Here is a 25,423-nt window from a genome sequence, read left to right as displayed (position 1 = left end):
AGAAGGAAGCCCATGGCAACGACCACACCGGCCGGTGTGCGAGATCATGCCAAGCACGGGGGAGGCTCCACGGACAGCACTGCCCCGATGACCCACCGGCAGATCCTGGAGGCACTGTCGGGCCTGCTGCTCGGCATGTTCGCCGCGATCCTGTCCTCCACCATCGTCTCCAACGCCCTGCCCCAGATCATCACCGACCTCGGCGGCGGTCAGAGCGCCTACACCTGGGTCGTGACGGCCGCGCTGCTGTCGATGACGGCGTCCACCCCCCTGTGGGGCAAGCTCGCCGACCTGGTCAGCAAGAAGGCACTGGTCCAGCTGGCCCTGGTCGTCTTCCTCCTGGGCTCCGTGTTCGCCGGCATGGCGCAGAACTCCGGCATGCTGATCGGGGCCCGGGTCGTCCAGGGGCTGGGCGCCGGCGGGCTGACCGCGCTGGCCCAGATCATCATGGCCGCGATGATCTCCCCCCGGGAACGCGGCCGTTACTCCGGCTACCTGGGCGCGACCTTCGCGGTCGCGACCGTGGGCGGCCCGCTGGTCGGCGGCGTGATCACCGACACCTCCTGGCTCGGCTGGCGCTGGTGCCTGTACGTCGGTGTGCCGTTCGCGCTGATCGCCCTGGTCGTCCTGCAGAAGACGCTGCACCTGCCGGAGACCAGGCGCAAGGTGAAGGTCGACTGGGCCGGCGCCTTCTTCATCACCGCGGCCGTCAGCCTGCTGCTGATCTGGGTCACCTTCGCCGACGACAGGTTCGCCTGGCTGTCCTGGCAGACGTACGTGATGCTCGGGGGCGCGCTCCTGCTCACCCTGGTCTTCCTCTTCACCGAGACGAAGGCCTCCGAGCCGATCATCCCGCTGCGGCTGTTCCGCAACAGCACCATCACGCTGGCCTCGGTCGCCTCGCTGTTCGTCGGTATCGCGATGTTCGCCGGCACCATCTTCTTCAGCCAGTACTTCCAGCTGGCGCGGAACGAGTCCCCGACCATGTCGGGCGTCCTGACCATCCCGATGATCGCCGGCCTGTTCGTGTCGTCGACCGTCTCCGGTCTGATCATCACCCGGACCGGCAGGTGGAAGGCCTGGCTGGTCTCCGGCGGCGCGCTGCTGACCGCCGGCCTGGGACTGCTGAGCACCATCCGCTACGACACCCCGTACTGGCACATCGGCGTCTCCATGGCGCTCATGGGCCTCGGCGTCGGCATGATGATGCAGAACCTGGTGCTGTGCACCCAGAACCAGGTCTCCCCGAGTGACCTCGGCGCCGCCAGTTCGGTCGTCACCTTCTTCCGGTCGCTCGGCGGCGCGGTGGGCGTCTCGGTGCTCGGCTCCGTGATGACGACCCGGATCAGCCACTACGCCGAGGACACCATCGGCACACTGAGCCCGCAGGAGCAGGCCGGTGCCGCCAAGGCCCTCGGCTCCGGTGAACTGCCGGACATGGACCTGCTGCCCGCGGGCATCCGCACCTGGCTGGAGAGCGCCTACGGACACGGCATCGCCGACATCTTCCTGTACGTCGCCCCGATCGCGTTCCTCGCCTTCCTGGTGACCCTGTTCATCAAGGAGGTTCCGCTGCGGACCACGGGCGCGCTGGCCCAGGCCGCCGAGGCACGGGTCGAGCCCCGGATGCCGGTGACGGCCTCGGCGGCGACGGTCGAGGCCTCCGCGCCGGAGTCGCGCCGTTCTCCGGGCACCGAGTCCCCCTAGGCTGCCCCCATGGCACCGAACATCGCGACGAACACCCGTGTCTCCCTCGACGAGTTGCTGGACTTCGTACGACCCCGGCACCGCGCGATCCTGCTGACCCGGCGGGCCGACGGCAGCCCTCAGGGCTCACCGCTGACCTGCGGGGTCGACGACTCGGGCCGGATCGTGGTCTCCACCTACCCGGAGCGCGCCAAGACGCGCAACGCCAAGAGGGACAGCCGGGTGAGCCTGATCGTCCTCAGCGACGAGTGGAACGGACCCTGGGTGCAGATCCACGGCACGGCCGAGGTCGTGGACCTGCCCGAGTCGGTGGAGCCGCTGGTGGAGTACTACCGGAACATCGCCGGGGAACACCCCGACTGGGACGAGTACCGGGCGGCCATGGTCAAGCAGGGCAAGTCGGTCATCCGGATCACCCCCGAGCGGTGGGGGCCGGTGGCGACGGGCGGATTCCCGGCGCGGCTGGTCGAAGGGGAGCAGGGCGACCAGGGCGACCAGGGCGACCAGGGCGACTAGAAGGAGCCGGGAACACGCGGGGAGAGCGCCGGGGCGGGTCAGCCCCGGCTTCGGGCCACCATCACCTCGATACCCGCCACCAGCAGGTCCAGGGCGAAGGCGAAGTCCCGCTCCAGCATCTCCTCGACCGTGTCGCCGCCCCGGGCCTGCATGACCTTCGTCGACTCCTCGATGACCCCGGCGGCGCCCGGCCACCGCGCCACCTCGGTCATGGCGTGCCGGTGGTACTCGTCGGGGGTCATCCCGGTCGTGGCGACCCGGGCGTGGAAGTGGCTCTCGATCGTGCCGTATCCGTACACGAACTGGAAGACGGCCGAGAGGGCACCGGAGATGCCGTGCTCCGGCAGCCCCGTCCTTCGGATGACCTGCTGCACGGCCCCGGAGAACGACAGCGATCGGGGCCCGATGTCGAGGAACCTCCCGGCCAGCGGCGACAGCCAGGGATGACGCACGAGCATGGCCCGGTACTCCCCGGCCAGCGCGCGCAACTGGTCGCGCCAGTCCTCGTCGGCGTCCGGGGCGGGCAGGGTGAGACCGTCGTAGGCCGTGTCCAGGGCGAGTTCGAGCAGGTCGTCCTTGGTGTCGACGTACCAGTAGACGGACATCGCCGTGACGTTCAGCTCGGCCGCGAGCCGTCGCATGGAGAACTTGTCCAGGCCCTCGGCGTCCAGCAGCCGCACGGCGGCCTCCGTGATCCGCTCCCGGTCCAGTCCCGACGGCTGTCCGCCGCCGCGCCCGCCGTGCCGGGCCCCGTCCTCCAGCCAGACACTGGGGCGCGCCGAGCCCCCGGACCGCTGGGCTGCCCTCGTCATGGCGCACCTTCCTCGACTTTCCGACGCCGTTTCATGCTAGGGCCTGCCCGGGTCCCCGCCGGGACGCGGACGTGCGGGGACTGTCCGGCCTGCGCCCCCGCGTCCGCCCTGCCCGCCCGGTGCAGCAGCGCCGCCGCCAGCAGCCCGCCGAGCAGCACGGACAGCGCTCCCACCAGTTGGCTGGTCTCCAGTCCCGAGGAGAACGCGTCGGTGATGCGGCCCCGTTCACCCGCCGAGTCCGCCGCGGCCAGCGCCGCCGGGAGCGAGCCGGCCTCCACCGGGACCAGCGCGGCGAAACGGGCGCCCAGCACCGCGCCCAGTACGGCGACCCCCAGACCGTTGCCGAACTCGGCGAGCGTGCCGTTGATCCCGGCCCCGACGCCCGCCTTCTCCTGGGGGATGGAACTCATGATCGCGTGGGCCATGACCGGGTTGGCGACCGCGGTGCCCACCCCGATCAGGACCAGGCCCAGCAGGGTGCCCGGGTAGCCGTGCGCGGTGAGGGTGGCGATGGACACCAGCCCGCCGGACATCAGCGTCATGCCCAGGGCGATGGAGACCGGCACGCCCATTCTCGCCGTCGCCCTCGCGGCCAGTCCGGTGAAGTTGAGCGCGACGACGGCCAGGGCCAGCGGCGCCGTGCGCAGGCCGGCCTCCAGAGGGCCGTAGCCGAGCACGAACTGCAGGTGCTGGGTGAGCAGGAACAGCGCGCCGCCCATGCCGAAGGTGATCAGCGTCGCCCCGGCGACCGCGCCCGTGAACCGGCGGTTCCTGAAGAAGTTCAGGTCGAGCATGGGGTACGGGACCCGGCTCTCCCAGTAGGCGAAGACGCCGAGAACGGCGACGGCGGTGAGCGCGGTCACCAGGACGCGGGCCGAGGCCCAGCCGTGCTCGGGCCCGGAGATGATCGCGTACACCAGGGCCGCCATGCCGACGGTGGAGAGCAGTGCGCCGAGCAGGTCGGGCCGCTCGCCCTCCGGGTTCTTCGATTCCGGGACGAGCGCCACGACGGCGACCAGGCCGAGCGCCGCGATCGGCAGGTTGATCAGGAAGATCGCGCCCCACCAGAAGTGGTTCAGCACGAAGCCGCCGAGGAGCGGGCCGGTGGCGAAGCCGAGCGCGTTGACCGCGCTCCAGATGCCGATGGCCCTGGTCTGCTCCTCGGGCGGGAAGATCTGCATCGCCACGGCCAGCGTGGTGGTCAGCAACAGGGCGCCGCCGATACCCATTCCGGCCCGCGCCGCGATCAACTGGCCCGACGAATCGGCCAGTCCGGCCACCAGCGAACCGGCGCCGAACAGGGCCAGGCCCGCGGCCAGCATCTTCTTCCGGCCGTAGCGGTCCGCGGCGTTGCCCGCGCTGAGCAGCAGGCCCGACTGCACGAGCGAGTACGCGTTGATCATCCACTGGATGTCGGCGGTCGACGCGTCCATCTCGCGGGTGAGCGAGGGGATCGCCACGTTCAGGACGGTGTTGTCGAGCAGAACGGTGAGCTGCGCGAGACAGATGACACCGAGGATCAGCCAGCGTCGGGGGTGCCCCCGGGGCCGCGGCACCCGGTTGTCCGAGACCCGGTCGGGGGTCCGCTCCTGGGGAGGGGTCTGCTCCTGGGGAGACGGGGACGTCGGCATGCTGTACACCGTAGAATATTCCTTATACGGCGTACAGTCGGCCGGTCCGAGTCCGGCCGACGCGCGCGGGGCCACGGCGCCGGGCACCGCGCACCCCACCGCGATCAGTGCACGGAAACGACGACGCGCCGCGTCCGCAGGGTGCGCGGGCGCGGTCGTCGCCGTCCGCTCACACGACCGCGGGCTTGATCATGTACCCGGCACCGCGTCGGGTGTGGATCATCGGCTCCCGGCCGGCGTCGATCTTCCGGCGCAGATACGAGATGTACAGCTCGACGACGTTGGCCCGTCCGCCGAAGTCGTAGGACCAGACCCGGTCGAGGATCTGCGCCTTGCTGAGCACGCGCCGCGGATTGCGCATCAGGAAGCGCAGCAGCTCGAACTCGGTGGCGGTGAGGTGGATGTGCTCCCCGCCCCGGGTGACGTCGCGGCTGTCCTCGTCGAGGGTGAGGTCCCCGACTACCAGCACGGACTCCGGCCGGCGGTCGGCCGCGCCGGAGCGCCGGATCAGCCCGCGCAGCCGCGCGACGACCTCCTCCAGGCCGAACGGCTTGGTCACGCAGTCGTCGCCGCCCGCGGTCAGGCCCGCGACACGGTCCTCGGCGGCGTCCTTGGCGGTGAGGAAGAGGACGGGGACGTCCGGCTGCTCGCGGCGCAGCCGCCCGAGAGTGGACAGCCCGTCCATGTCCGGAAGCGTCATGTCCAGGATGACGGCATCGGGCCGGAACTCGCGCGCGGCACGGACGGCGCCCCGGCCGTCCCCCGCGCTGCGGATCTGCCAGCCCTCGTAGCGCAGGGCCATGGACAGCAGTTCGGTGATCGACTGCTCGTCGTCCACCACGAGCACCCGGACGGGACTCCCGTCCGGCCTCAGCGGTTCGGTGCGCCCCCGGGGCGATGTCGTGGTCATGCTCCACACCGTCGCGGGGACCTCTGAGAGCGCCCTTTCGGAAGTCTGTGATTTCCCTGAGAAAGCTCCGGCCCGGGGGACGCGGGTCCTCAGGAGGCCGACGACTCCCCGCTCGCACCCAGGCCGAAGAGACGGGCACCGTTGTCGTGGCACACCGCCCGCAGCCAGGCCTGCCCGAGCCCGAGCCGCTCCAGGGCGTGGAGCTGGTGGACGTAGGGATACGGGATGTTGGGGAAATCCGTGCCGAGCAGGATCCGGTCGCCGAGGTCGGCCAGCCGGGGCAGGGCCCGCCGGGGGAACGGCACCATGCGCTCGGTGAAGTCGGTGAACGCCATGGTGGTGTCCAGCCGCACCTCCTCGTAGCGCGCGGCGAGGTCGAGGAAGTCCTCGTACTCGGGCATCCCGAGGTGCGCCACGATCAGCCGCAGCCGGGGATGCCGGGCCAGCACCCGCGCGATCGGCTCGGGTCCGGTGTACTTGCCGGGCGCCGGCCCGGAACCGCAGTGGATCACCACCGGGACGCCCGCCTCGGCGAGCACGCCCCAGGCCCCGTCCAGCAACGGGTCGGCCGGGTCGTACGCCCCCACCTGCACATGCGCCTTGAAGACCCGTGCCCCCGCTTCGACGGCCTCCCGGACCTGCGTCTCGGCCCCGGGCTCGGGGAAGAGCGTGGAGGTGTGCAGGCAGTCCGGCGTACGGCGGGCGAAGTCGACCGCCCAGCCGTTCAGCCACCGCGCCATGCCGGGCTTGTGCGGATACAGCATGGCCGTGAAGGCGCGGACCCCGAACTCCCGCAGCAGCCCGGCCCGTTCGCTCTCCTCCTGCCGGTAGGTGATCGGCCACTCGACCCCGCCGGTCAGCGGCCCGAGCGCGTCGAAGTAGGCCCACACCTTGCGCAGCACCCGCTCCGGCATGAAGTGCGTGTGCACGTCGACGATTCCGGGAAGCCCGAGCCCCTCCCAGAACCGCCGCACCTCGGCGGATTCCGCTACGGACTCCGAAGCCGACGCCCGTTCCGGGGCCGGTTCCGGCGCTGATGCCGGTGCCGTGGGGTGATCACTCATGCTGACACGATCACCCCTGACCGCATCCCGGGTCCACTCCCGTGCAAGGAGAACGAACCGGAGACCGCACTGAAGACCGCACCGGAGACCGCACCGGAGAACGAACAGCACCGAACAGTCCGGCCGAGCCCACGGGCCCGGTACGAGGCCGGGCCGGGATCAGAACAGCCCGTCCTGCGCCCCCGCCCCCTCACCGGCCCTCTTCAGCGCCCTCACCGGCAGGTCGAACCCCCGCCCCGCGCCCGGCACCAGCCCCCACCCGGCCAACAACCGCGTGTCCAGCACCACGACCCCGCTCCCGCCGGCGCTCCCGCCCACGCTTCCCGTCGACAGATGCAGATCCGGCCCGGCGGCGGCCACCAGCTCCCCGCTCGCCGTACCCCCGGCTACCAGCTCGATCACCTCTCCCGCAGCGGTCGGCACCCCCGCCAGACCGAACACCCGCACATGGTCGACGGGACGGAAGGGCGCACGGTCGAGCGACTCGGGCCACCCGGTCAGGGCGACCGCCTTCGCATGCAGCTCCGCGAGCTCCGCCGCCCGCTCCGCCTCCGTGTCCCGAAGCACCGCCCGCACCGCCCGCTTGTCGGCGTACGGAATCCGGTCGGGCACGCGGAGCGCGGCACGCAGCAGCTCCTCGGTGCGCCGCGCCGCCATCAGCGGCCCGCTCCCCAGCCAGCTGAAGCAGACGGCCCCCTGCTCCAGCAGCCGCACCGATCCCCGCTCCACCGCGGTGATCCCGACCTTGACCATCCCCGGCCCGAACCACGCCAGGTATACGCGGTACGGCCGCGGATCGTCCGCGGCGGTGTCGGCGGCCACGGAATGCGCCCGGTCCAGCCGCGCGCACTCCTCGCAGCGCACCCCCGTACTCCGCCCCGGCACCACCGCGCCGAGCGGGCACACATGTCCCCGCGCCCCCACGCATGTCCGCACGCCCCCTTCCTCGACCCCGAAGGCCACCCGTTTCCCCCAGGTCAGCGCGGTGCGCCGACCACCCTCCCACTCCAGCACGGGACCGTCCGCCGACCAGCGCAGCCCCGAGCACTTCCATGTCCGTGCCATCTCTCCCGAGAGTAGGGCCGACCACTGACATCGACGGCGGCAGGCGCCTCACCGCCCACCGAGGTGCCGCCCGCCCTGCCCGGTGCAAACCTGGAGGAGAAGCCGTACCGCTCGGGGACGACCGAAAGGGCGAACACATGGCCAGCAACGTCGGCGGAACGCAACACCGGACCGAATGGGCACCGCGGAGCACCTGGGCGATGGGCTGGACCGCGGCCGCGGCCGTGCTGATGACCTTCGGCGGGATCATGGCGATCTTCGAGGGAATCTCCGCCATCGCCCAGGACGACGTCTTCGTCACCACCCCCAACTTCACCTATGCGTTCAGCCTGACCGGATGGGGCTGGATCCATCTGATCCTCGGCGCTCTCGCACTGGCCGCAGGGATCGCCCTGCTCAGCGGGGCGACCTGGGCACGCGTCACGGGTGTCGTACTGGCCGGACTGGGCATGATCGCCAACTTCGTGTGGCTGCCCTACGCGCCGGTCTGGTCGATCACCCTCATGATCGTCTACGGATTCGTCATCTGGGCCCTGTGCTCACCACGCGACGAGCCGAGCCGCACCTAGAACACCGGACACCGGAACCCGGAGACCTTCCCTCCTGCCGATCCCCGGCACCCCCATGGACAGCGGCCACAAACCCTTCACGCCCCGGACCTCCCTGTGGCGCTGGCTCGCCCAGGCGGTCGGCGCGACCCTCATGGTCACCGCCTACTTCCTGCTCCCCCTCGACGGCCTGGGCCCCCAGCGCCCCGCCCTGAGCTGGACCTTCTTCGTCCTGGCCCTGGCGCTCATAGCCGCCCTGCTGCTCCAGCAGATCGTCCATGTCCTCCTCAACCATCCGCACGCCCGGCCCGGACTGGTCATCCCCCTGCTGATGTGTCTGGCCATCCTGGTCTTCGCAACGGCCTACCAGGCCCTGGCCCGACAGCCCGGCGAAATGATCGGCCTCAGCACCCGCCTGGACGCCCTCTACTTCACGCTGGTCACTCTCGCCACCGTCGGCTACGGCGACATCACCCCGCACGGCCAGACGGCCCGCCTGGTCGCCATGCTCCAGATCCTCTACACCTTCATCTTCCTCACCGCGGCGGCCACAGCCCTGAGCCGCCAACTCCGCACGGCATTCCTGCGCCGTGAAAGCAGTCACCGCGACAGCCCCTGACGCCGCTCGTCGGCGTTGCCGATCAACTGGACGGACACGCGCACCGCCGGCCGAACACTGGCTTTGTTCACGAGAACCGACAGCACCTGTGCACGAGATCGGGCAGCACTCGAAGCACTGCAGAAATCGGACGGTTCATGGCTTCGGGCAGCGCGGGCCCCTGCCGAGTCGGCGGGGGCCCGCGGTTGGAGAGTTGAGGAGGGCCGGGACCTGTCCTCGACGAGCAGCATCCTGGCCGACACCGCTTACCGTCTGCTGCCGGCCTGACGGCCCGGCCTCACTTCAGGTGTCGGTCCAAGAAGCGGCACCCGTCCTCCAGCTCGAACCACGGGGTGCCGGTGTGCCCGCCCAGATTGGCGTGCAGCGTCTTCTCCTTGCTGCCGAAGGCGTCGAACAGGTCCAGGGCCCGTTGCCGGGGGTTCCCTTCGTCGTCCCACTGCAGCAGGAACAGCAGCGGAATGGTGACCTGTCGGGCCTCCTCGCGCTGGGCACGGGGCACGTAGCCCCCGGCGAAGAAGCCGGCGGCCGCGATGCGCGGCTCGAGGACCGCCAGCCGAATGCCGAGGGCGGTCCACCCCCCGGAGTACCCGACCGGGCCGCCGATCTCGGGCAGCTCAAGGAGGGCGTCCAGAGTGGTCCGCCATTCCGGGACCGCGTTTTCGACCAGCGGGCCGATGAAGGACTCGAAGATCTCGTCGACCGGCTCGCCGGCCTGCATCGCCCGACGGAGGTCGGCGCGGGCCTGCTCGTCGGCGGCGGAACGGGGCCGGTCACCGCACCCGGCGGCGTCGATGGTGGCCACCGCATAGCCGCGCGCCGCGGTGTACCGGGCCCGGGCCACCAGCCGGGGTTCCGCCTTGGGCAGGCCGTTGTTGTGGGCCATCAGGATCAGCGGGACCGGTGCGGATCCGGGCGTCCACAGGGTGCCGGGGATCTCGCCGAGGGTGAATTCGCGTTCGAGGACGCCGTCGTCGAGGCGCTGCTCGGAAGTGAATTGCATGGTCGTGCCTTTCGGGAGTGCGCTGGAACGGCGCTCCCGGACGACCTATCGCCCGACCGTGACCCCGGAGGGGAGCACCCGTGTCGATACTGCGTTCACGGGTACCACCTCCTCGTTCTCTCGCACGGCCTCCGGGAGATTAGCAACGGTCGCCGTGGTCCGCCAACGGGTTTCTGCGGAGGCTCCGTAGCCGGATGCCACGGAGTCGGAACACTACGCAGAGCTACTTGGGGCCTCATCGCGGCTTCCCGAGGTGAGGCCCTGCGACGGCGGGGCGCGCTGGGGGCGCTGTCGTTTCTCATGAACGTCGAACACGACGCGCCGCCGACGCCTCCCAATCTCGTGTACAGGTGCTGTCGGTTCTCGTGAACAAAGCCACGTCGGGGATGCGCTGAGAGGTGACGGCTATGAGCCGGATGATGACGACGGCGCGGCCGGAGTCCCCGTAACCGTCTAGAGGCGTTTCAGGTTCCGGTCCAGGATCGCCCGGAGCAGGTCCACGTCCGCGGGGTCCTGGGCGTCCCGCTTGGGCAGTACGGCGACTCCGGCCGCGCGGTCGCCGCCCAGCAGCACGAAGAGCCCCGGCGTCTCCAGATACTCCCGGAACACCGTCCAGTCCATGCTGAAGGACGCCCGCTCACCGGTGGTGACCGCACCGCGGTCGTCGGCCACCATGCGGCACTGCCCGTACGACTGCACCATGCTGAACATCCGGCGGGCCATGGTGCGCAGTCCTCGTACGGTGCCCCAGGACGCGACGCCCACGGAGAGCACCAGCGAGATGATCCACACGGGCAGCGGGGCATCAAGGAAGGCCGCGAAGACGACCACGCCGATTGCCGCCATCAGCGGTGCCATGAGCGCCTGGGCCCGGCCCGCCGGTGTTCGACGGGCTCGCGCACGGAGCGCCTCCTCGAAGTCCGCGGCCGTCAGCCGGTAGACGAGCTCCACGGCCGTACCGAGGTCCGTATCTGTGGAATCCCCACCCCTGGTGTCCATGAGCAGGAATCCTAGCCAGGGGTGTCCGGTGGATCAGGGCCGCCGTGCCAAGATCCACCGGACACCCCTGATCCACTCCCGAACGCGGTTGCCGTCAAAGGCTGCCGTCAAGACAAAAGCCAGAGGCCCTGCGGATGACTCCACAGGGCCTTCGGTCTGCTGTGCACTCGGCAGGATTCGAACCTGCAACCTTCTGATCCGTAGTCAGATGCTCTATCCGTTAAGCTACGAGTGCCTGTGTCTTCAGTTTTCTCGCCGCTCCCGGGCCCGCTGGGCTCGCTCGCGGCGACAGGAAGAACATTACATGACCGCCGCCGTCATGTGAAATCCGTTTGGCTCACCCCTTGTGACCTGCGAAAACAAGGATGCGACAGGGATGAAGGAGCCGGGAGTGCGACGAAGCCCCGGTCGGGTGGACCGGGGCTTCGAAACGGGGCGGAGGCGGAGGGATTTGAACCCTCGATGGGCTTTAAGACCCAAACCGCATTAGCAGTGCGGCGCCATAGACCGGACTAGGCGACGCCTCCGTGCACAACCCTCCGCGCGCGAGCACGGATCAAGTGGTGCGTGCCGATGATGACACAGTCACGCGTGCCGTCACCAATCGCCCCCCACGGTACTAGGCAGGGTGGCCACAGAGCAAAGCTCTTCCGACCGGCGAGTGGCGGGCGCGTCGCCGGCGCGGTGGGGGCCGGATCGGCACGCCGGGGGAAAGGAGTGGAGGTCCCGCAACGGTTCGATCGGCGTCGGTGCAGGCCGTTGCCGGTGCGCGGCGATGCGGGCGTCACATCCCCGTCACGTTACGTGCGACCTCGGTCTCATCCGGCATCGCGAGCGCAATCCCAACCCTTAGACTCCCTCGGGTGACACGTCGCGGGCCGGTTGGCAAGATGGCCCGCGCGGTCGGCACGTAGCGGAACAAGGAGGAAGCGTCTCGTGAGCAGCAGGCCATCCCGAGGCACTGCTCGCCTCGCAGCCATACTGGACGCGCTTCCCGACGCCTTGGTGCTGGTCAACGCCAACGGGACGGTCGTCAACGCCAACACCATCGCCCTCGAGGCGTTCGAGACGCCGGGTACGGCGCTGGTGGGGCGCGGGCTGCTCGATCTGCTGCCGCAGTTCGACTCCAAGCTCATCCCCGGTTCCATGCGCCGGCCGGACCACATCGACCCGCGGGCCCGTACCAAGCCGACGCGCATGGTCGCCCGGCGGACCGACGGGACCGAGTTCCCGGTCGAGGTCACCAGTGCGAATCTGGAGACCGGCCAACAGGCCTACGACAATTACGGCTACACCGGCGACGAACTGCTGATGCTCGTCGTACGCGATCTGTCCGGCACCGTCGACACCGAGGCCGAGCTGGCTCGTTCGCAGCGGCAGACCGAGATGATCCTGCGGGCCGCCGCGGAGGGCGTCGTCGGGACGGACACCGACGGACGGATCGTCCTGGTCAACCCGGCTGCCGCCCAGATACTGGGGCACCGGGCCAGTGACCTCGGCGGGCGCGAGCTGCACACCCTCGTCCTCCACTCGCGCGCCGACGGCTCGCCCTTCCCGTACGGCGAGTCCCCGCTCGCGGACACCCTGCGCTCCGGGCGCAAGCACCGGGTGCGCGGGCAGGTGCTGTACTCCAAGAGCGGCGACAAGGTGCCGGTCGACCTGACGACCGCGCCGGTGCGCGACGGCGACCAGCTCGTCGGCGCCGTCATGACCTTCACCGACCGGCGGCCCTACGACGCGGTCGTCAAGGAGAAGGAGGAGGCCGGGCGGCAGCACGCCGAGGAGCTGGAGCGGCTCGCCGAGGAGCACGCCTCCGAGCTCACCGCCCTGCGCCAGAAGCACGTCGGCGAGCTGGAGGAGCTGCGCGAGGCGCACACCGAGGAACTCGCCGCGAACGAGGAGCGGTACGCCGCGCTCGGCGAGCGGGAGAAGGACCGCTACGAGGCCCTCTCCGGCCGGCACGAACAGCTCCTCACCCTGCTCGGGCAGTCGCTCAGGAGTCCGCTGGAGGAACTGCGCCGCGAACTGACCGCGCTCGCCTCGGACGACGCCGGCCAGCTGTGGCCCGAGGCCAACCAGGTGCTCCACCACCTGTCGGCCGGCTACTCCCGGATCACCACCCTCATCGACAACGTCCTCGGCTACCAGCGGCTCGACGCCGGGACGGAGGGGATCACCCGTACGAAGGTGATGCTCGACGCCGTCGTCGCCGCCGGTGTCGACGGGGCCGTGGAGCTCATCGGGCCGGGCCGGGTGCAGTTCGCCGTGCACGCGCCGCCCATCGAGGCCGAGGTCGACTCACGGCTGCTCGCCACCGCCCTCGCGCATCTCGTCGCGGACGTCGCGGGCGTCGACGCCACCGGCAACACTCCCGTGTCGGCGGGCGGTTACCTGGACAACACGGTCGTGGTCGCGGCGGCGCAGCGCGGCGAGGTCGTACGCCTCGAGGTGCGTGGGCCGTACAGCGGCGGCGATCCGGTGCACGAGCCGATCGTGCGCGGGATCGTACGGGCGCACGGAGGTGTGCTGCAGACGCACGAGGTGCCGGGGATGAGCGGCAGCGCGTTCGTCCTCGAGGTGCCCATCGGAGGCGGAGCCGGTGCCGTCGCCGCAGGTCAGGGGCAGCTCGCGCTGACTTCCGGGGAGCCTGCGGAGGTTCCGGAGGAAGCGCCGGTGCCGGTGGCTGTACCGCCTGTGCCGGTGCCTTCGCAGGGACCGGGGTCGGCGTCGGCCTCGGCGTCGGCGGAGGTCTCGGCCGAGGAGGCCGGTTCGGCCGCGGGCGGTCAGCGGGGTTCCGGTGGCGGGCGGCGGAGGGCCCGGCGGGCCTCGGTGGACGCGTTCCTGGAGAGCGGGGTGCCGGGGGCCGAAGAAGGCTCCGGTTCCGGTACGGACGCCGGGGCGCCCCCCACCGGTCGGCGCAGGCGCCGGGCGGCGGCCGCGGCGGAGCCCGCGCAGCTTCCGGCTCAGGCGTCCGACGAGAGCGCGGTGGTGGTGTCCGGCGGGACCGGACGGCGTCGTGGGCGACCGGCCGAGGGCGCGGAGGCCGCTGCCGCCGTACCGGGCGCGAGCGCGGTCGGTGCGGTCGGTGGGGCCGTCGTCACGGCCGCCGAGTCCGCGGCGGGGTCCGCCGCCTCGAACACGGGGCTGGGCGGGACCGTACCGCCGCAGGGAGTGCCCGTCCCCTCCGGAGGACTGCGCGCCGGGCAGGCCTCCGGTGAGCAGCACGCCCTGCCGCCCGCGTTGCCCGCTGCGGGCGGTGCGGACGGAACGGCACAGGCCGCTCAGGGCCGGGCGCAGGAGCAGGAGGAACAGCCTCAGTCGACCGGGCGGCGTCGGCGGGCGCTGGCGGCGGCCACCGAGCGGGCGGCGGCGCAGGAGGCCGCGCCCCGTACGGTGTTCGCGTTGCCGCCCGCCGAAGCGGACCAGGGGGACCAGGAGGAGCAAGCCGGGGTGGTCGAGGGCCCGCAGGAGGGCCCGGTGCCGGTGCCACTTCCCGGACCGGCCGCTCCCGGTGACGCCCTGCGCGACGGGCGCCATGACGCCGTCCCGCACGACCAGTCCGACGATCACACCCCGCCGCAGCCGCATCCCACCAGTGCCCCGACGGGCCGACGCCGTCGCGCCGTCGCCCAGTCGGCCGAGCAGGGCACGGTCCCCGCGCCGGTGCCGGCCCAGGCACCGGTCCCAGCACCGGTCCCGGTTCCGGCTCAACCGGTGGCACCCGCGCAGAGTGCCCCGATTCCCCCGCAGGGCATGCCCGTACCCCCGCAGGGTGCGGCCGTTCCGCCGCAGGTCGGGCCTGTGCAGGGACCGGGCACCGCCGTCCCCGGGCAGATGCCTCAGGTACAGCCACCGGCACCGGCACAAGCGGTGCAGCCACCGGCACCGGCGCCCCTCGATCAGCCCCAGGTGGCGTCCGGCGGTCAGCCGATGCCCCAGCCCGCCGCCCCGGTCCCGGCACAGCCCGCCGCCCCGGCCTCGGAGCAGCCCGCTTCCGCCGCCCAGCCGTTGCCCGCCGAGGCCGCGCCGGGTCAGGGAACTCCGCCCGACGGCACCCCGGCCGCGCAGCCGCCGTGGCCCGCCGCCGGTGCCCCCGTGCCACCGCAGGGTGCCCCCGTGCCGCCGAGCGGTGTGGCGGCGCCCGCACCGGGCACCCCCCTGCCACCCGAGGCCGCGCCCACCCCCGTACCCGCACAGCGGGTTGCTCAGCCGCAGCCGCAGCCGCTGCCGGCAGAAGCCCCGGCACCGGTGGACCCGAACTCGACACAGGGGCGTGCGTTCAGCGTGCGCACTCTGGGGCAGGGCGTGCCGTTCACCCGGCAGGCCGTCCAGGTCCAGCAGCCGCTGCCGGCGGCCACGCCTCCCCCGCATCAGCCGGGCGGCTCGGGCCGTCGCCGCAAGCTCGGCACGCGTACCGACCCGGCCGCGGACCACGAGCAGGGCGCCCGCCCGCACGCCACGGCCGGCTCCGCCCCCGCCCAGCGGCAGGCGCAGGCGGCGCCCCAGGCACCCGCGCGCGCACAGACACCGGCACAAGCGCAGTCCCAGCCGCAGCCCCCGTCGCCCCCGCAGCCCCCGTCGCTGTCGCAGCCTCAGCCGCAGCACTCGCCCGCCGGGCAGTCGCGGCTCGCGCCGACGACCGAGGGCACGGGACGCTCGTACGCGATAGGGGCGCCGGACGCGGACGCGGCCGAGGGCCCCGAACCGCTGGACGGTCCGGGCGGGGCCGTCGAGGTGGCGGACCCCCCGCGTCCGCAGCCGATGGACGACGAACTGCCGCCGGAGCCGTTGGACAACCCGCGTCGGCTGCTGGTGTGGCCCGCGCCGGACGTCGCCACGCAGCAGGCGCTGAGCGACCGCGGCTACCGGCCGGTGATCGTGCACTCGCGCGAGGAGGTCGACGCCCAGATCGCGGCGTTCCCCGCCGCGCTGTTCGTGGACCCGCTGACCGGGCCGATCACCCGGACGGCGCTCCAGTCACTGCGGAAGGCGGCGGTGGCCGCCGAGGTTCCGGTGCTCGTCACGGCCGGACTGGGGCAGGCGTCGCGCGATGCCGCCTACGGCGCCGACCCCGCCGTACTGCTGAAGGCCCTCGCGCCGCGTGACAGCGAGCAGCATCCGCCGCGGGTGCTGCTGATCGAGGAGCACGCGGAGATCGCGCTGGCGCTGACCGCGACGCTGGAACGGCGCGGTATGCAGGTCGCGCGGGCCGCGGGTGATGCGGACGCGGTGACGCTGGCGGGGCAGTTCCGGCCGAACCTGGTGGTGATGGACCTGATGCAGGTGCGTCGGCAGCAGGCCGGATCCGCCGGGATCATCGACTGGCTGCGGGCGAACGGGCAGCTCAACCGCACCCCGCTCGTCGTCTACACCGCCGCCGTCGGACAGGCCGACCTGCCGCTGCTGGCCTCCGGCGAGACGGTGCTGTTCCTCGCGGAGCGGTCCACGAGCGACGAGGTGCAGGACAGGATCGTCGACCTGCTCGCCCGTATCGGCACCAACTGAGCGACGGCGTAAGCCGGGTGGGAACGGACCGAGGTTCGTCCGTCCCCACCCGGCGCGGCCGTGGTGCGTAACGGCGTCAGGAGTCGGGGCGTCGAGCGTCAGAGCCGGGTGACGTCCAGCGTGCCCTCGGCGTACTGCCTGCGCAGCACCTTCTTGTCGAACTTGCCGACGCTCGTTTTCGGCACCGACTCGATCACCGTCCAGCGCTCGGGCAGCTGCCACTTGGCGACGCCCCCGTCGGCGAGGAAGGCGCGCAGGGTGGTGAAGTCGGCGGTGGACCCCTCCTTGAGGACGACCGTGGCCAGCGGGCGCTCCCCCCACTTGTCGTCCGGGACGGCGACGACGGCGGCCTCCGCGACATCGGGGTGGGACATCAGCGCGTTCTCCAGCTCGACGGAGGAGATCCACTCACCGCCGGACTTGATGACGTCCTTGGCCCGGTCGGTCAGGGTGAGGAAGCCGTCGCGGCTGATGGTGCCGACGTCCCCGGTCTTCAGCCAGCCGTCCTCGCTGAACTTGTCGGCGGGACGCCGCGGTTCGGCGTCGACGCCGTTGTAGTAGGCGCCGGCGATCCAGGGGCCGCGCACCTCCAGCTCGCCCGCGGACTCGCCGTCCCAGGGGAGCCGTTCGCCGCCGGGGCCGGTGAGCCGGGCCTCGACACCGGTCGGGAAACGGCCCTGGGTCAGGCGGTAGCCGAACTCCGCCTCGGTGCCCACGGCCTCGGCCGGCGGACGGGCGATGGTGCCGAGCGGGGAGGTCTCCGTCATGCCCCAGGCGTGGCAGACCCGCATGCCCAGCTCGTCGAAGGCCTTCATCAGCGAGGGCGGACAGGCCGAGCCGCCGATGGTGACCTGGGTGAGGGAGGAGACGTCCCGGGGCTTGGCCAGCAGCTCGGCCAGCAGGCCCTGCCAGATGGTGGGGACGGCGGCGGCGTGCGTCGGCCGCTCCCCCTCGATCATCTCGGCGAGCGGGGCGGGCTGCAGGAAGCGGTCCGGCATCAGCATGTTGACGCCGGTCATGAAGGTGGCGTGCGGCAGGCCCCAGGCGTTGACGTGGAACTGGGGGACCACGACCAAGGAGGTGTCCCGGTCGGTCAGGCCCATCGACTGGGCCATGTTGACCTGCATCGAGTGCAGGTAGATCGAACGGTGGCTGTAGACCACGCCCTTGGGGTCCCCGGTGGTGCCCGAGGTGTAGCACATGGCGGCGGCGGCGCGTTCGTCCAGCTCCGGCCAGTCGTAGGCGATGGGCTTTCCGGCGATCAGGTCCTCGTACTCGTGCACCTGGACGTCGGCGTCCGCCAGCGCGGAACGGTCTCCGGGCCCGGTCACGACGACGTGCTGAACGGTCTTCAGGTGCGGCAGCAGCGGAGCGAGCAGCGGGATCAGCGAACCGTTGACGATGATCACCCGGTCTGCGGCGTGGTTGACGATCCACGCGAGCTGCTCGGCCGGAAGGCGGAGGTTCAGGGTGTGGAGCACCGCGCCCATGCAGGGGATGGCGAAGTACGCCTCCACGTGCTCGGCGTTGTTCCACATGAGCGTGGCCACCCGGTCTTCGTCGGCCACCCCGAGGTCCTCACGCAGGGCGTGGGCCAGCTGGGCCGAGCGGGCGCCGATCTCCGCGTAGGAACGGCGGTGCGGGCCGCCCTCGCCGGTCCAGGTGGTCACCTGTGACGTGCCGTGGATCGTCGACCCGTGGGTCAGGATCCTTGAGATCAGCAGCGGTACGTCCTGCATGGTGCTGAGCACGGCGTCCTCCTGGGCGACATTGCCTACGCGGCGGTAACGGTCGTGCTGATTCTGCGCACATACCGCTCGGTATGTCACTAGGTGAACGAATGATCGATCACGTTCCGCGGAACTTCGCTCTCGGTCAGGACCGGACGAGCCCCAGCTCGGCGTCGTCCCGCAACTTCCCGAGCGCCCGCGAAACGGCCGACTTCACCGTGCCCACCGATACGCCGAGCACCTCGGCCGTCTGGGCCTCGCTGAGGTCCTCGTAGTACCTCAGGACGACCATGGCACGCTGCCGCGCGGGCAGCCGCATGATCGCCCGCCACATCGCGTCGCGCAGCGCCTGCCGCTCGGCCGGGTCGTCGCCGCCGGGGACCGGGTCCGGCTCGGGCAGCTCGTCGCAGGCGAACTCGTCCACCTTGCGCTTGCGCCACTGCGACGTCCGCGTGTTCAGCAGCGCCCGGCGCACATAGCCGTCGAGCGCACGATGGTCCTCGATACGCTCCCAGGCGACGTACGTCTTGGCGAGCGCGGTCTGCAGCAGGTCCTCCGCGTCGCTCGGGTTCCCGGTCAAGGACCGGGCGGTACGCAGGAGCACCGGCTGCCGGGCCCTCATGTACGACGAGAACGACGGGTACGGAAGGGTCTGCGCCGCCGGAGCAGCGGCGTTCGAAGCGCTGGTGCAGACGGGTCTGGTCATGACTCAACGCTATGAGCGGGGCACGTCCGGCAAATCGGCCGCAGGTCCCGAAGCCGCGTCCCCCTCAGGTTGTAGGGGCGGGGCCTGCCGCACCTCCTGAAGGTGGACGAGCGGGGGAGGCCCGTGCGGGTTCCCCCTTGGGGGGAGCACCGCGGAAACCCGGAAACGTCTGCGCGACGGTACCGGAGTACCGCCGCGCAGACGCCTCGCACCCCACGGATCGCACCCCACACGGCGTCAGAGGGCCGTCAGCCCTCTCACCTCATCACCACAGCGGGGTGAAGTTGACCACCACGTTGTCGTTGCCCTGGACGACGGACGTGAACGCGGAGCCGTTGACCTGGGCGGTGTTGCTCTGGTTCGAGGCACCGGAACCGACGGCCTGCTGTTGCGTGGTGGCCGCGTTGCCGTAGTTGTCGCCGCCGACGCCGCTGCCGAGCACTCCCGCCTCGGCGCTTGTGGCCGTGGCGTTCGATCCGTCGTCCGCGAGAGCGCCGGTGTCCGCCGTCGCGACGCCGGCGAAGAGGGCCGCCGCGAGCGGAAGAGCGGAGACGGCGGCGACGGCACGGGCGGTACGGATGCTTGCCATGTTGTGTTCCCTCCAGAACCAAGGACGCACCGGCGCATGAGCGTGTGTGCGTGATGTACGGCTGCCGCCAGGGGAGTCGGCCGACCACCCCGGCACTGTGTACGACGTCGCGAGTTCAGGATTGCCCACCGAATCCCGGTGAACCACCTCGGAAGCCGTCATTGGCACGCAAGTGTGAGCACAAATCGATAAACCTCCCCCTTCCCCCCGAGCCACCTCTCCGCCCGACACGACCCTCTGCCCGCCAACCCCCGCAAGGGGGGAAGCGTTTCGGCACTTTTTCCGCAAACCGCACGAACCCCGGCGCGTCGCACCCTCCCCTCTTCCCCTTCTCGAACGCGCGTACGAAAATAGATCCATGGCCACCACCGACCGGCAGGCCACCACGCTGGCCCTCGCACACGCTCTGTCAGCCGCCGAACGCGGACTGGCCGTCATCCCGCTGTCCCGGACCAAACTCCCCGCCCTGCGCTCCCCGCACCGCGACGAACCCGCCCCCCGCACCGACCGATCCACGCCCTGCCACGGCGAGTGCGGCCGCTTCGGGCACGGCGTCCACGACGCCTCCACCGACCCCGCCCGCATCCGCTTGCTCTTCGCCGCCGCGCCCAGGGCCACCGGCTACGGCATCGCCTGCGGACTGCCCCCGCACCACCTCATCGGTGTCGACCTCGACACGAAGACCGGTACGGACTCCTCCGCCGCCCTGCGCGAACTGGCCCTGCGCCACCTGTTCACGATCCCCGCCACGGTGACCGTCCTGACCCCCGGTGGCGGCCGTCACCTGTGGCTCAGCGGCCCGCCGGACGTCGTCGTCCCCAACTCCGCGAGCCGCCTCGCCCCCGGCATCGACATCCGCGGCGCCGGGGGCTACCTCGTCGGCCCCGGCTCCCGCACGGACCACGGCACCTACACGACCGCCCCGGGGACCGCTCACTTACCCCCCGCCGCCTGCCCGCCCGCCCTCCTGCGGCTTCTCCTGCCACCGCCCCGCGCCCACCACCCCACGCCCCCGTCGACCGGCGGTCACGGCCGGGGACTCGTCCAGTTCGTCCTCGCGGCACACGAGGGCCAGCGCAACACCCGCCTGTTCTGGGCGGCCTGCCGCGCCTACGAGGACGGCATCGGCCCCGCTCTGGTGAACCCCTTGGTCGACGCGGCCCTCACCACGGGCCTGTCCGAACGCGAGGCCCGCGCGACCATCGCCTCGGCGGCCCGCATGACGGGCCACCACCCCTGACTCCCCGCCCCGGTCGACAAACCGAAAGCCCTTGACGCACCCCCGCCCTAGAGTGCCGACCATGTCACCCACCCGCGTCGCCCCCGCCCCCCTCTCCCGAACAGAACTACTGTGCTGGCAGTTCGAACTGACCTGGTCCCTGTTCGAGTACCACCTGGAGCGGCTGGAGCCGGACGACTTCCTGTGGCAGCCCACCGCCCACTGCTGGACGATGCACCGCGCCGCCGACGGAACCTGGACCCCGGACTGGGCGGAGACCGAGCCCGACCCCGTACGCGTACCGACCATCGCCTGGATCAGCTGGCACATCGGCTGGTGGTGGAGCGTGGCCCTGGACCACGCGCACGGGCGCCGGCCCCGGGAGCGGACCGAGATCACCTGGCCCGGAGCAGGACCGGCGACCGTCCGGTGGCTGCGCGACCTGCGAGCAGAGTGGCTCGCGACGCTGGACGGCCTGACCGACACCGACCTGGACGCCACGGCACCGTTCACCTGGCCGAGCGACCCGGCGTACACCGTGGCCCACACGGCCGCCTGGGTGAACACCGAACTTCTGAAGAACGCCACAGAGATCGGCCAACTCCGCCTCCTGCGAGCGGCGTCATGACCCCCCAGCCTGCCCGGCCGTTCTCACTGCTCAGTGTGCGGGGGCGGTAGCCGTTGGCCGCTGCACCGCATGTCAGACACGTGCAGGCACCCTCGCAGAGTCGCGTTCATCACCTTCGTGCCCGTTACCTGCCTCACGGGCTGGCTGCGAGGAACGGGGGGCAAGTAACGAGCAAGCCTGCAGTTGTTCGGCGGCAAGCGCTTCGCCCAGCTACCGTGACGTGCCGTTTGCCGTCGGTTCCCCCGTGGGGTCGGTCGGTTCCGGGTCGGTGGCCAGGCGGGCGTGCAGGTGCTCGTCGTGGTAGGCCCCATCGCCGAAGCGGTGCGAGTCGCGCAAGGTGCCTTCGGGAAGGTAACCGCAGCGGTGGGCCACTCGACAGGAGGCCTCGTTGTCGACTGCGTGGGCGATCTCGATCCGGCGGGCATCGGCTGTCCGGAAGCCCCAGCTGGTGACCGCCCCCGTTGCTCGAGTGGCCACCCCCCGTCCGCGGGCGGTCGGCAGCGTCCAGTAGCCGATCATCGCCAGGCCGTCCGCGCGGTCGACCCAGCGCAGGGTGACGCTGCCCAACAGGACGCCGTCGTTGGCGTTCAGCACGGCGAAAGCGGCGCCGGCACCGCGGTCCCAGCCTCCGTCTCGAGATTCGAGCCATGCCCGGGCATCGCTGCGGTCGGTTATCGCGAGGGGGTTCCAGAGGGCGATCTTCGGGTCTGCCGCGGCGGCGATCAGGCCGTCCAGCATCGTTTTCGACTCGGCGGCCTCGCGGCCCCACGGGTGCAGCAGCACATCGCCCAGGTCGAGCGTGGTGCGGAGGAAAGTCCGCCGGTCGGCGGGGTTCTGGAGGTCGGAGGCGCTCATGGCGCTCTTCCTACCTGGTCATCAGGCTTACCACCAGCCTTTTTCGTCGGCCACAGGCCGGGCTGACCCCAGCGCGAGCACATCCGTACTCCGCAACCCGCCTGCTTTTCTTCCCCTGGTTGCTCTGAGTGGCTCAGCTTGACCCTGTCGGGGATCTGGGTGACGTCGAGGCCCACCGCTGGCGGCTCGCCAGGACTTGAGTCGAGGAATCCCCTGCTGGTCCAGGAAGTTCCGGAACTCGGTCGGGCATGGACACGCGGCGCCCACACGGGACCGGCCCCGATCCGGCCTCCGTGACGAGGCTTCTGGCCGATGGCACACGGGCGGGCTTCTGTCTGGCACTGCTCGACGGCCGGGCATGGCAGCGACGGAGCCCTACGGCCCCCGCATGCGGCTTCATGGCGACTTCAAGCCGACCAAGCTTCTTGTCCGCGAGGGCGCGCTCCACGCGGACATCGACTTCGGGGGCTTTCAGTCGGTTGTCCCGACGCCGAGACGCCACGCCCTGGGGCCTGCCGCCGCAAGCGCGGCGGGCGTACTGGGGCACCCTGGACCTCGACAATGCGGCCTGGGGCCGTGCCCGTGCCTGGACGATCGCGGTGGGCATCAGTGGAATCCCCTACTACTGGGACACCTTTCCGGCCTTCGTGGCCGAGTGCCGCGCACGAATTCAGGCGATTCTCACCGACGCCGCCGTGCGTTGAGCCACCGGCCGGGCCGGTCACCACCGTCCGCGAACCCGGCCGGCCGAGGACAGCAACGTCATCTCCTCGTCGGTGAGCCGCAGGCAGTCAACCGGATTTCAGTTGCCGCAACCCGATTTCGGAGTGTCCAGGTACTTCCATGTCCGCGGACCGACCTGTCCGTCCACGGTGAGCACGCTGCACCTCTGGACAGCACGCACGGCAGTGTCGGTGGCGGTTCCGAACTTGCCGTCGGTGTCCAGCGTGAAGTGGTAGTTGCTGTTCAGCAGACACTGGATCTCCTTGACCTCGGAACCGACCATGCCCTTGGCGAAGGTCCGGGTGCGGTCCGAGGAGTAGTGGCAGTTGGCGCGGCCTGCACTGCCCGGCGCGGGCGCGGTGGTTTTGGCGGGCTCGGGCTCGGCCGGGGGGGACGCCTCGACCGACGGGTTCCCGGAAGCCCGGGAAGTCGATCCCTGGGACGGCCTCGCAGCAGGCGGCCCGGGCGGGGTCTCCCTCTCGACACCAACACCGCCGAAACGTTCCTCCCGCTCGGCATCTCCCTCTCCCCCGGGGTCGGGCTCCGGGCGAATCTTCTCGTCCGGGGCGGGGACGGAGGCGGTCGACTCACTGTCGTACGGACGCTCCTGGGGAGTTGCCGAGCGCTCGGCCACCGGCGCGTCCCCGTCCGCGGCAGTGGGCGCGTACCAGCGGCCCAACAGCAGCAGGACGGCCAGCGCCGCCAGGAGCAGCCACCGGTTGTCGAACGTCGGCCGACGGCGACCTCCGCTCGTGTCGTCCCTCACGTCAGATGCCGGTACGGGAGCCTCAGAGGGCGACGGCCCCGGCGCCGGCACGGCATCCACCCCCGCGACGGGTACCGAGTCCGCTCGCCGGCTTTCATCCGCCGGGGCCGCAGCGCCGTCCGCCGCGTCGTCCGGCCTGGTCACCGGGGTGGCATGTCCCGGGCCCGCAACCGGTTCCGGGGGAACCGCGGCAGCGTCCATGGCCGTTGCCACAGGAGTCGCCGAGTCCGCCCCGACAGGAACCGTAGAGTCGGCGTCCACCTCAACAGCCCCGGAAACCGAGGGCCCGGCTCCTACGTCGCTCTTGTCCCCTGCCGGTGACAGCAACGGGGTCGCGCCGGAACGCCGACGGGCCTCCTCGGCGGCGTCCCACAGCTTCATGAAGTGAGCGGTGTCCAGACCGCGACGGGCACAAAGTCGGGCTATCGCATCACGCGGCGGGAACGCTTGGCCCTTGAGCACGCGGTTCCACGACGAGCGTGAGTAGCCCGTGTCGTGCTTGAACGCGTCGAGAGAGAGGTTCCTCTCCTGCTTCACCCGGAGCAGCGCCTCGCTCAGAGCGATCAACTCCCCAGTCGGGCCCGACGTCTGCTTGTTCTCCTGCTCGGGCTGCACATCTCTCCCAGTGCCGAAGTACACAGTGCGTTCCAGATCCGTTCCTTTGGGCAGGTCAGCGACCCGACGGGACAGCTGGGACACCGCAGTACGGATGAAACGACGATCAGGCTACCGATGGAACAGCGCTTATTGAATCTTCATCCCAACAGCGCGGCAGAACAGTTGCCGCGCCACGGCTTCCCCACCCGCACCACCGCGTGTGGGTGGTGGCACGAACGAGGGATGAGATATGCGCGCCAGAAACCTGGCACTTCAGGCAGGTGCGGTCGCGGTCGCTTCGGCGACCGTGTTCGGCATCGTCAGCACGTTCGGAAGTGAGAAGGCGCAGGCGGTCAGCCCCAGCACGTACAGCGTGAAGGGTTTCGACACCAGCCACCACAACCAGCACCCGATCCAGTGGTCGAAGACGAAGGCAGCCGGCCACACGTTCGTCTTCCACAAGGCCACTCAGGGGACCGGCTTCAAGGACTCGCGATTCGCCGGGGACTTCGCCGCCGCATCGAAGGCCGGCCTGCTGAACGCGCCCTACCACTTCTACGACACCGGATCCGGTGCCGCCCAGGCCGACCACTTCATCCGCACCGTGCGGGCGGCGGGCTACACCGGCCAGAAGGCGGGACAACTGCCGCCGGTCGTCGACCTGGAGAAGATCCGCGGGCGCTGCCCCTCCGGCGTCAACAGCACCCAGATCGCAGGCTTCCTCGCCAAGACCCGCGCCGCGTTCGGGGTGGAGCCGATCGTCTACACGTCCAGGGACTTCACCGACACCTGCTTGGGCGGCCGCACCGAGGGTCTGGCCAAGAGCCCTCTGTGGCAGCCGCGGTACCAGAGCGGCACCCGGGAGCCCGCATCCATCGGCGGCCGTTCCTGGACGATCTGGCAGCACTCGGAGACCGGCCGCATCCCGGGCATCGGTGGCAACGCCGACCTCAATGTCTACCGAGGCACTTTGAGTCAGCTCCGTGCCATGGCTCACATAGGCGCCGGCCAGAAGCCGACCACCCCCGAGCCGAAGCCCGAAACCCCCCGGCCGCCCGCGCAGCAGCCCGCTGCCTCGTGGCCTGTGGTGAAGACAGGGCAGCGCGGCACCGATGTCGCCACCGCGCAGCACCTGCTGACCGCGGCAGGACGCACGACCGCCGCCGACGGAGTCTTCGGCCCGGCGACCAAGCGCGCCACAGTCGCCTTCCAGCGCAGCCACGGACTCACGGCC

21 protein-coding genes, 2 tRNA genes and 3 pseudogenes are annotated in these 25,423 nt (G+C 71.2%); 10 read left to right on the top strand and 16 right to left on the bottom strand.

The features are described from left to right. Window positions 1-12 precede the first annotated feature (12 nt). Window positions 13-1,707: an MDR family MFS transporter gene (locus tag JL475_RS03950; protein WP_202275267.1), complete on the top strand. Its 1,695-nt coding sequence runs from the start codon at window positions 13-15 to the stop codon at window positions 1,705-1,707. Between the two features lie 9 nt (window positions 1,708-1,716). Further along, window positions 1,717-2,223: a PPOX class F420-dependent oxidoreductase gene (locus JL475_RS03945; protein ID WP_202275265.1), complete on the top strand. Its 507-nt coding sequence runs from the start codon at window positions 1,717-1,719 to the stop codon at window positions 2,221-2,223. A 38-nt stretch (window positions 2,224-2,261) separates the two neighbouring features. On the opposite strand, the gene JL475_RS03940 is transcribed toward JL475_RS03945, so the two are convergent. The 5 genes from JL475_RS03940 to JL475_RS03920 all read right to left on the bottom strand — a co-directional run bounded on the left by JL475_RS03940 (window position 2,262) and on the right by JL475_RS03920 (window position 7,705). Continuing rightward, window positions 2,262-3,035 carry a TetR/AcrR family transcriptional regulator gene (locus JL475_RS03940; protein WP_202275263.1) on the bottom strand — a complete coding sequence of 258 codons (774 nt, stop codon included), beginning with the start codon at window positions 3,033-3,035 and terminating at the stop codon, window positions 2,262-2,264. Beyond that, on the bottom strand, window positions 3,032-4,666 hold the full coding sequence (locus JL475_RS03935; protein WP_202275261.1) for an MFS transporter: 1,635 nt from the start codon (window positions 4,664-4,666) through the stop codon (window positions 3,032-3,034). Before JL475_RS03935 ends, JL475_RS03940 begins: the two co-directional genes overlap by 4 nt. 169 nt (window positions 4,667-4,835) lie before the next feature. Beyond that, the gene (locus JL475_RS03930; protein WP_202275259.1) at window positions 4,836-5,576 is read right to left on the bottom strand and encodes a response regulator transcription factor; all 741 of its coding nucleotides are present in this window, start codon (window positions 5,574-5,576) and stop codon (window positions 4,836-4,838) included. Window positions 5,577-5,665: 89 nt separating this feature from the next. Further along, window positions 5,666-6,640, bottom strand: a complete 975-nt coding sequence (locus tag JL475_RS03925; RefSeq protein ID WP_237406069.1) for an amidohydrolase family protein — start codon at window positions 6,638-6,640, stop codon at window positions 5,666-5,668. A gap of 159 nt (window positions 6,641-6,799) precedes the next feature. Further along, entirely contained in the window at window positions 6,800-7,705 is a 906-nt protein-coding gene (locus tag JL475_RS03920; protein WP_202275257.1) for a DUF2797 domain-containing protein, read from the bottom strand. 137 nt (window positions 7,706-7,842) lie between these two features. Between JL475_RS03920 and JL475_RS03915 the strand changes: the two genes are divergently transcribed. Together JL475_RS03915 and JL475_RS03910 are read left to right on the top strand one after the other, a co-directional pair. Then, complete coding sequence (locus tag JL475_RS03915) at window positions 7,843-8,274, top strand: hypothetical protein (RefSeq protein WP_202275255.1); 432 nt, start codon at window positions 7,843-7,845, stop codon at window positions 8,272-8,274. 55 nt (window positions 8,275-8,329) lie between these two features. Further along, the gene (locus tag JL475_RS03910; protein ID WP_202275253.1) at window positions 8,330-8,872 is read left to right on the top strand and encodes a potassium channel family protein; all 543 of its coding nucleotides are present in this window, start codon (window positions 8,330-8,332) and stop codon (window positions 8,870-8,872) included. A gap of 277 nt (window positions 8,873-9,149) precedes the next feature. Here JL475_RS03910 and JL475_RS03905 read toward each other — a convergent pair whose 3' ends face one another. From JL475_RS03905 to JL475_RS03890, 4 genes are all read right to left on the bottom strand, one after another. Next, window positions 9,150-9,872, bottom strand: a complete 723-nt coding sequence (locus JL475_RS03905; protein WP_202275251.1) for a dienelactone hydrolase family protein — start codon at window positions 9,870-9,872, stop codon at window positions 9,150-9,152. A gap of 453 nt (window positions 9,873-10,325) precedes the next feature. Then, window positions 10,326-10,871, bottom strand: coding sequence for a YcxB family protein (locus JL475_RS03900; protein ID WP_202275249.1), 546 nt, complete (start codon window positions 10,869-10,871; stop codon window positions 10,326-10,328). 162 nt (window positions 10,872-11,033) lie between these two features. After that, window positions 11,034-11,106, bottom strand: a tRNA-Arg gene (locus JL475_RS03895). 201 nt (window positions 11,107-11,307) lie between these two features. Then, window positions 11,308-11,398, bottom strand: a tRNA-Ser gene (locus JL475_RS03890). A gap of 409 nt (window positions 11,399-11,807) precedes the next feature. Between JL475_RS03890 and JL475_RS03885 the strand changes: the two genes are divergently transcribed. Beyond that, window positions 11,808-16,376 carry a PAS domain-containing protein gene (locus tag JL475_RS03885; RefSeq protein WP_202275246.1) on the top strand — a complete coding sequence of 1,523 codons (4,569 nt, stop codon included), beginning with the start codon at window positions 11,808-11,810 and terminating at the stop codon, window positions 16,374-16,376. A gap of 98 nt (window positions 16,377-16,474) precedes the next feature. Here the strand turns inward: JL475_RS03885 and JL475_RS03880 are convergent, their stop codons facing one another. The 3 genes from JL475_RS03880 to JL475_RS03870 form a co-directional block, all read right to left on the bottom strand. After that, a complete protein-coding gene (locus JL475_RS03880) occupies window positions 16,475-18,127 on the bottom strand; it encodes a long-chain fatty acid--CoA ligase (RefSeq protein ID WP_202275236.1) in 1,653 nt (550 codons plus the stop codon). Between the two features lie 124 nt (window positions 18,128-18,251). Next, window positions 18,252-18,812, bottom strand: coding sequence for a SigE family RNA polymerase sigma factor (locus JL475_RS03875; protein ID WP_202275234.1), 561 nt, complete (start codon window positions 18,810-18,812; stop codon window positions 18,252-18,254). A gap of 265 nt (window positions 18,813-19,077) precedes the next feature. Further along, window positions 19,078-19,401 carry a hypothetical protein gene (locus JL475_RS03870; protein ID WP_202275232.1) on the bottom strand — a complete coding sequence of 108 codons (324 nt, stop codon included), beginning with the start codon at window positions 19,399-19,401 and terminating at the stop codon, window positions 19,078-19,080. A 358-nt stretch (window positions 19,402-19,759) separates the two neighbouring features. Between JL475_RS03870 and JL475_RS03865 the strand changes: the two genes are divergently transcribed. Together JL475_RS03865 and JL475_RS03860 are read left to right on the top strand one after the other, a co-directional pair. Beyond that, window positions 19,760-20,641 carry a bifunctional DNA primase/polymerase gene (locus JL475_RS03865; RefSeq protein WP_202275230.1) on the top strand — a complete coding sequence of 294 codons (882 nt, stop codon included), beginning with the start codon at window positions 19,760-19,762 and terminating at the stop codon, window positions 20,639-20,641. Between the two features lie 61 nt (window positions 20,642-20,702). Next, window positions 20,703-21,248 carry a DinB family protein gene (locus JL475_RS03860; RefSeq protein WP_202275228.1) on the top strand — a complete coding sequence of 182 codons (546 nt, stop codon included), beginning with the start codon at window positions 20,703-20,705 and terminating at the stop codon, window positions 21,246-21,248. 210 nt (window positions 21,249-21,458) lie between these two features. On the opposite strand, the gene JL475_RS03855 is transcribed toward JL475_RS03860, so the two are convergent. Beyond that, entirely contained in the window at window positions 21,459-22,103 is a 645-nt protein-coding gene (locus tag JL475_RS03855; protein ID WP_202275226.1) for a GNAT family N-acetyltransferase, read from the bottom strand. Between the two features lie 248 nt (window positions 22,104-22,351). Between JL475_RS03855 and JL475_RS39765 the strand changes: the two are divergent. Then, window positions 22,352-22,465, top strand: a pseudogene (locus JL475_RS39765) (transcriptional regulator); the annotation flags it as partial. A gap of 117 nt (window positions 22,466-22,582) precedes the next feature. Next, window positions 22,583-22,807, top strand: coding sequence for a hypothetical protein (locus JL475_RS03850; protein WP_202275224.1), 225 nt, complete (start codon window positions 22,583-22,585; stop codon window positions 22,805-22,807). Between the two features lie 98 nt (window positions 22,808-22,905). Here JL475_RS03850 and JL475_RS41430 read toward each other — a convergent pair whose 3' ends face one another. From JL475_RS41430 to JL475_RS41425, 3 genes and pseudogenes are all read right to left on the bottom strand, one after another. Then, a complete protein-coding gene (locus JL475_RS41430) occupies window positions 22,906-23,592 on the bottom strand; it encodes a peptidoglycan-binding protein (RefSeq protein ID WP_202275222.1) in 687 nt (228 codons plus the stop codon). A gap of 402 nt (window positions 23,593-23,994) precedes the next feature. Next, window positions 23,995-24,207, bottom strand: a pseudogene (locus tag JL475_RS41665) (helix-turn-helix domain-containing protein); the annotation flags it as partial. 255 nt (window positions 24,208-24,462) lie between these two features. After that, the gene (locus JL475_RS41425) at window positions 24,463-24,651 is read right to left on the bottom strand and encodes a hypothetical protein (protein WP_307824965.1); all 189 of its coding nucleotides are present in this window, start codon (window positions 24,649-24,651) and stop codon (window positions 24,463-24,465) included. Here JL475_RS41425 and JL475_RS03840 point away from each other — a divergent pair. Continuing rightward, window positions 24,563-25,360: pseudogene (locus tag JL475_RS03840) on the top strand (glycoside hydrolase family 25 protein); the annotation flags it as partial. The gene JL475_RS41425 and the pseudogene JL475_RS03840 sit on opposite strands and share 89 nt — an antisense overlap. Window positions 25,361-25,423 lie beyond the last annotated feature (63 nt).

The organism is Streptomyces sp. M2CJ-2 (genome assembly GCF_016757295.1).
Taxonomy (GTDB): Bacteria; Actinomycetota; Actinomycetes; order Streptomycetales; family Streptomycetaceae; genus Streptomyces.
The sequence above is the reverse complement of the archived record's forward strand: the minus strand, read 5'-3'. Positions and strand labels throughout refer to the sequence as shown.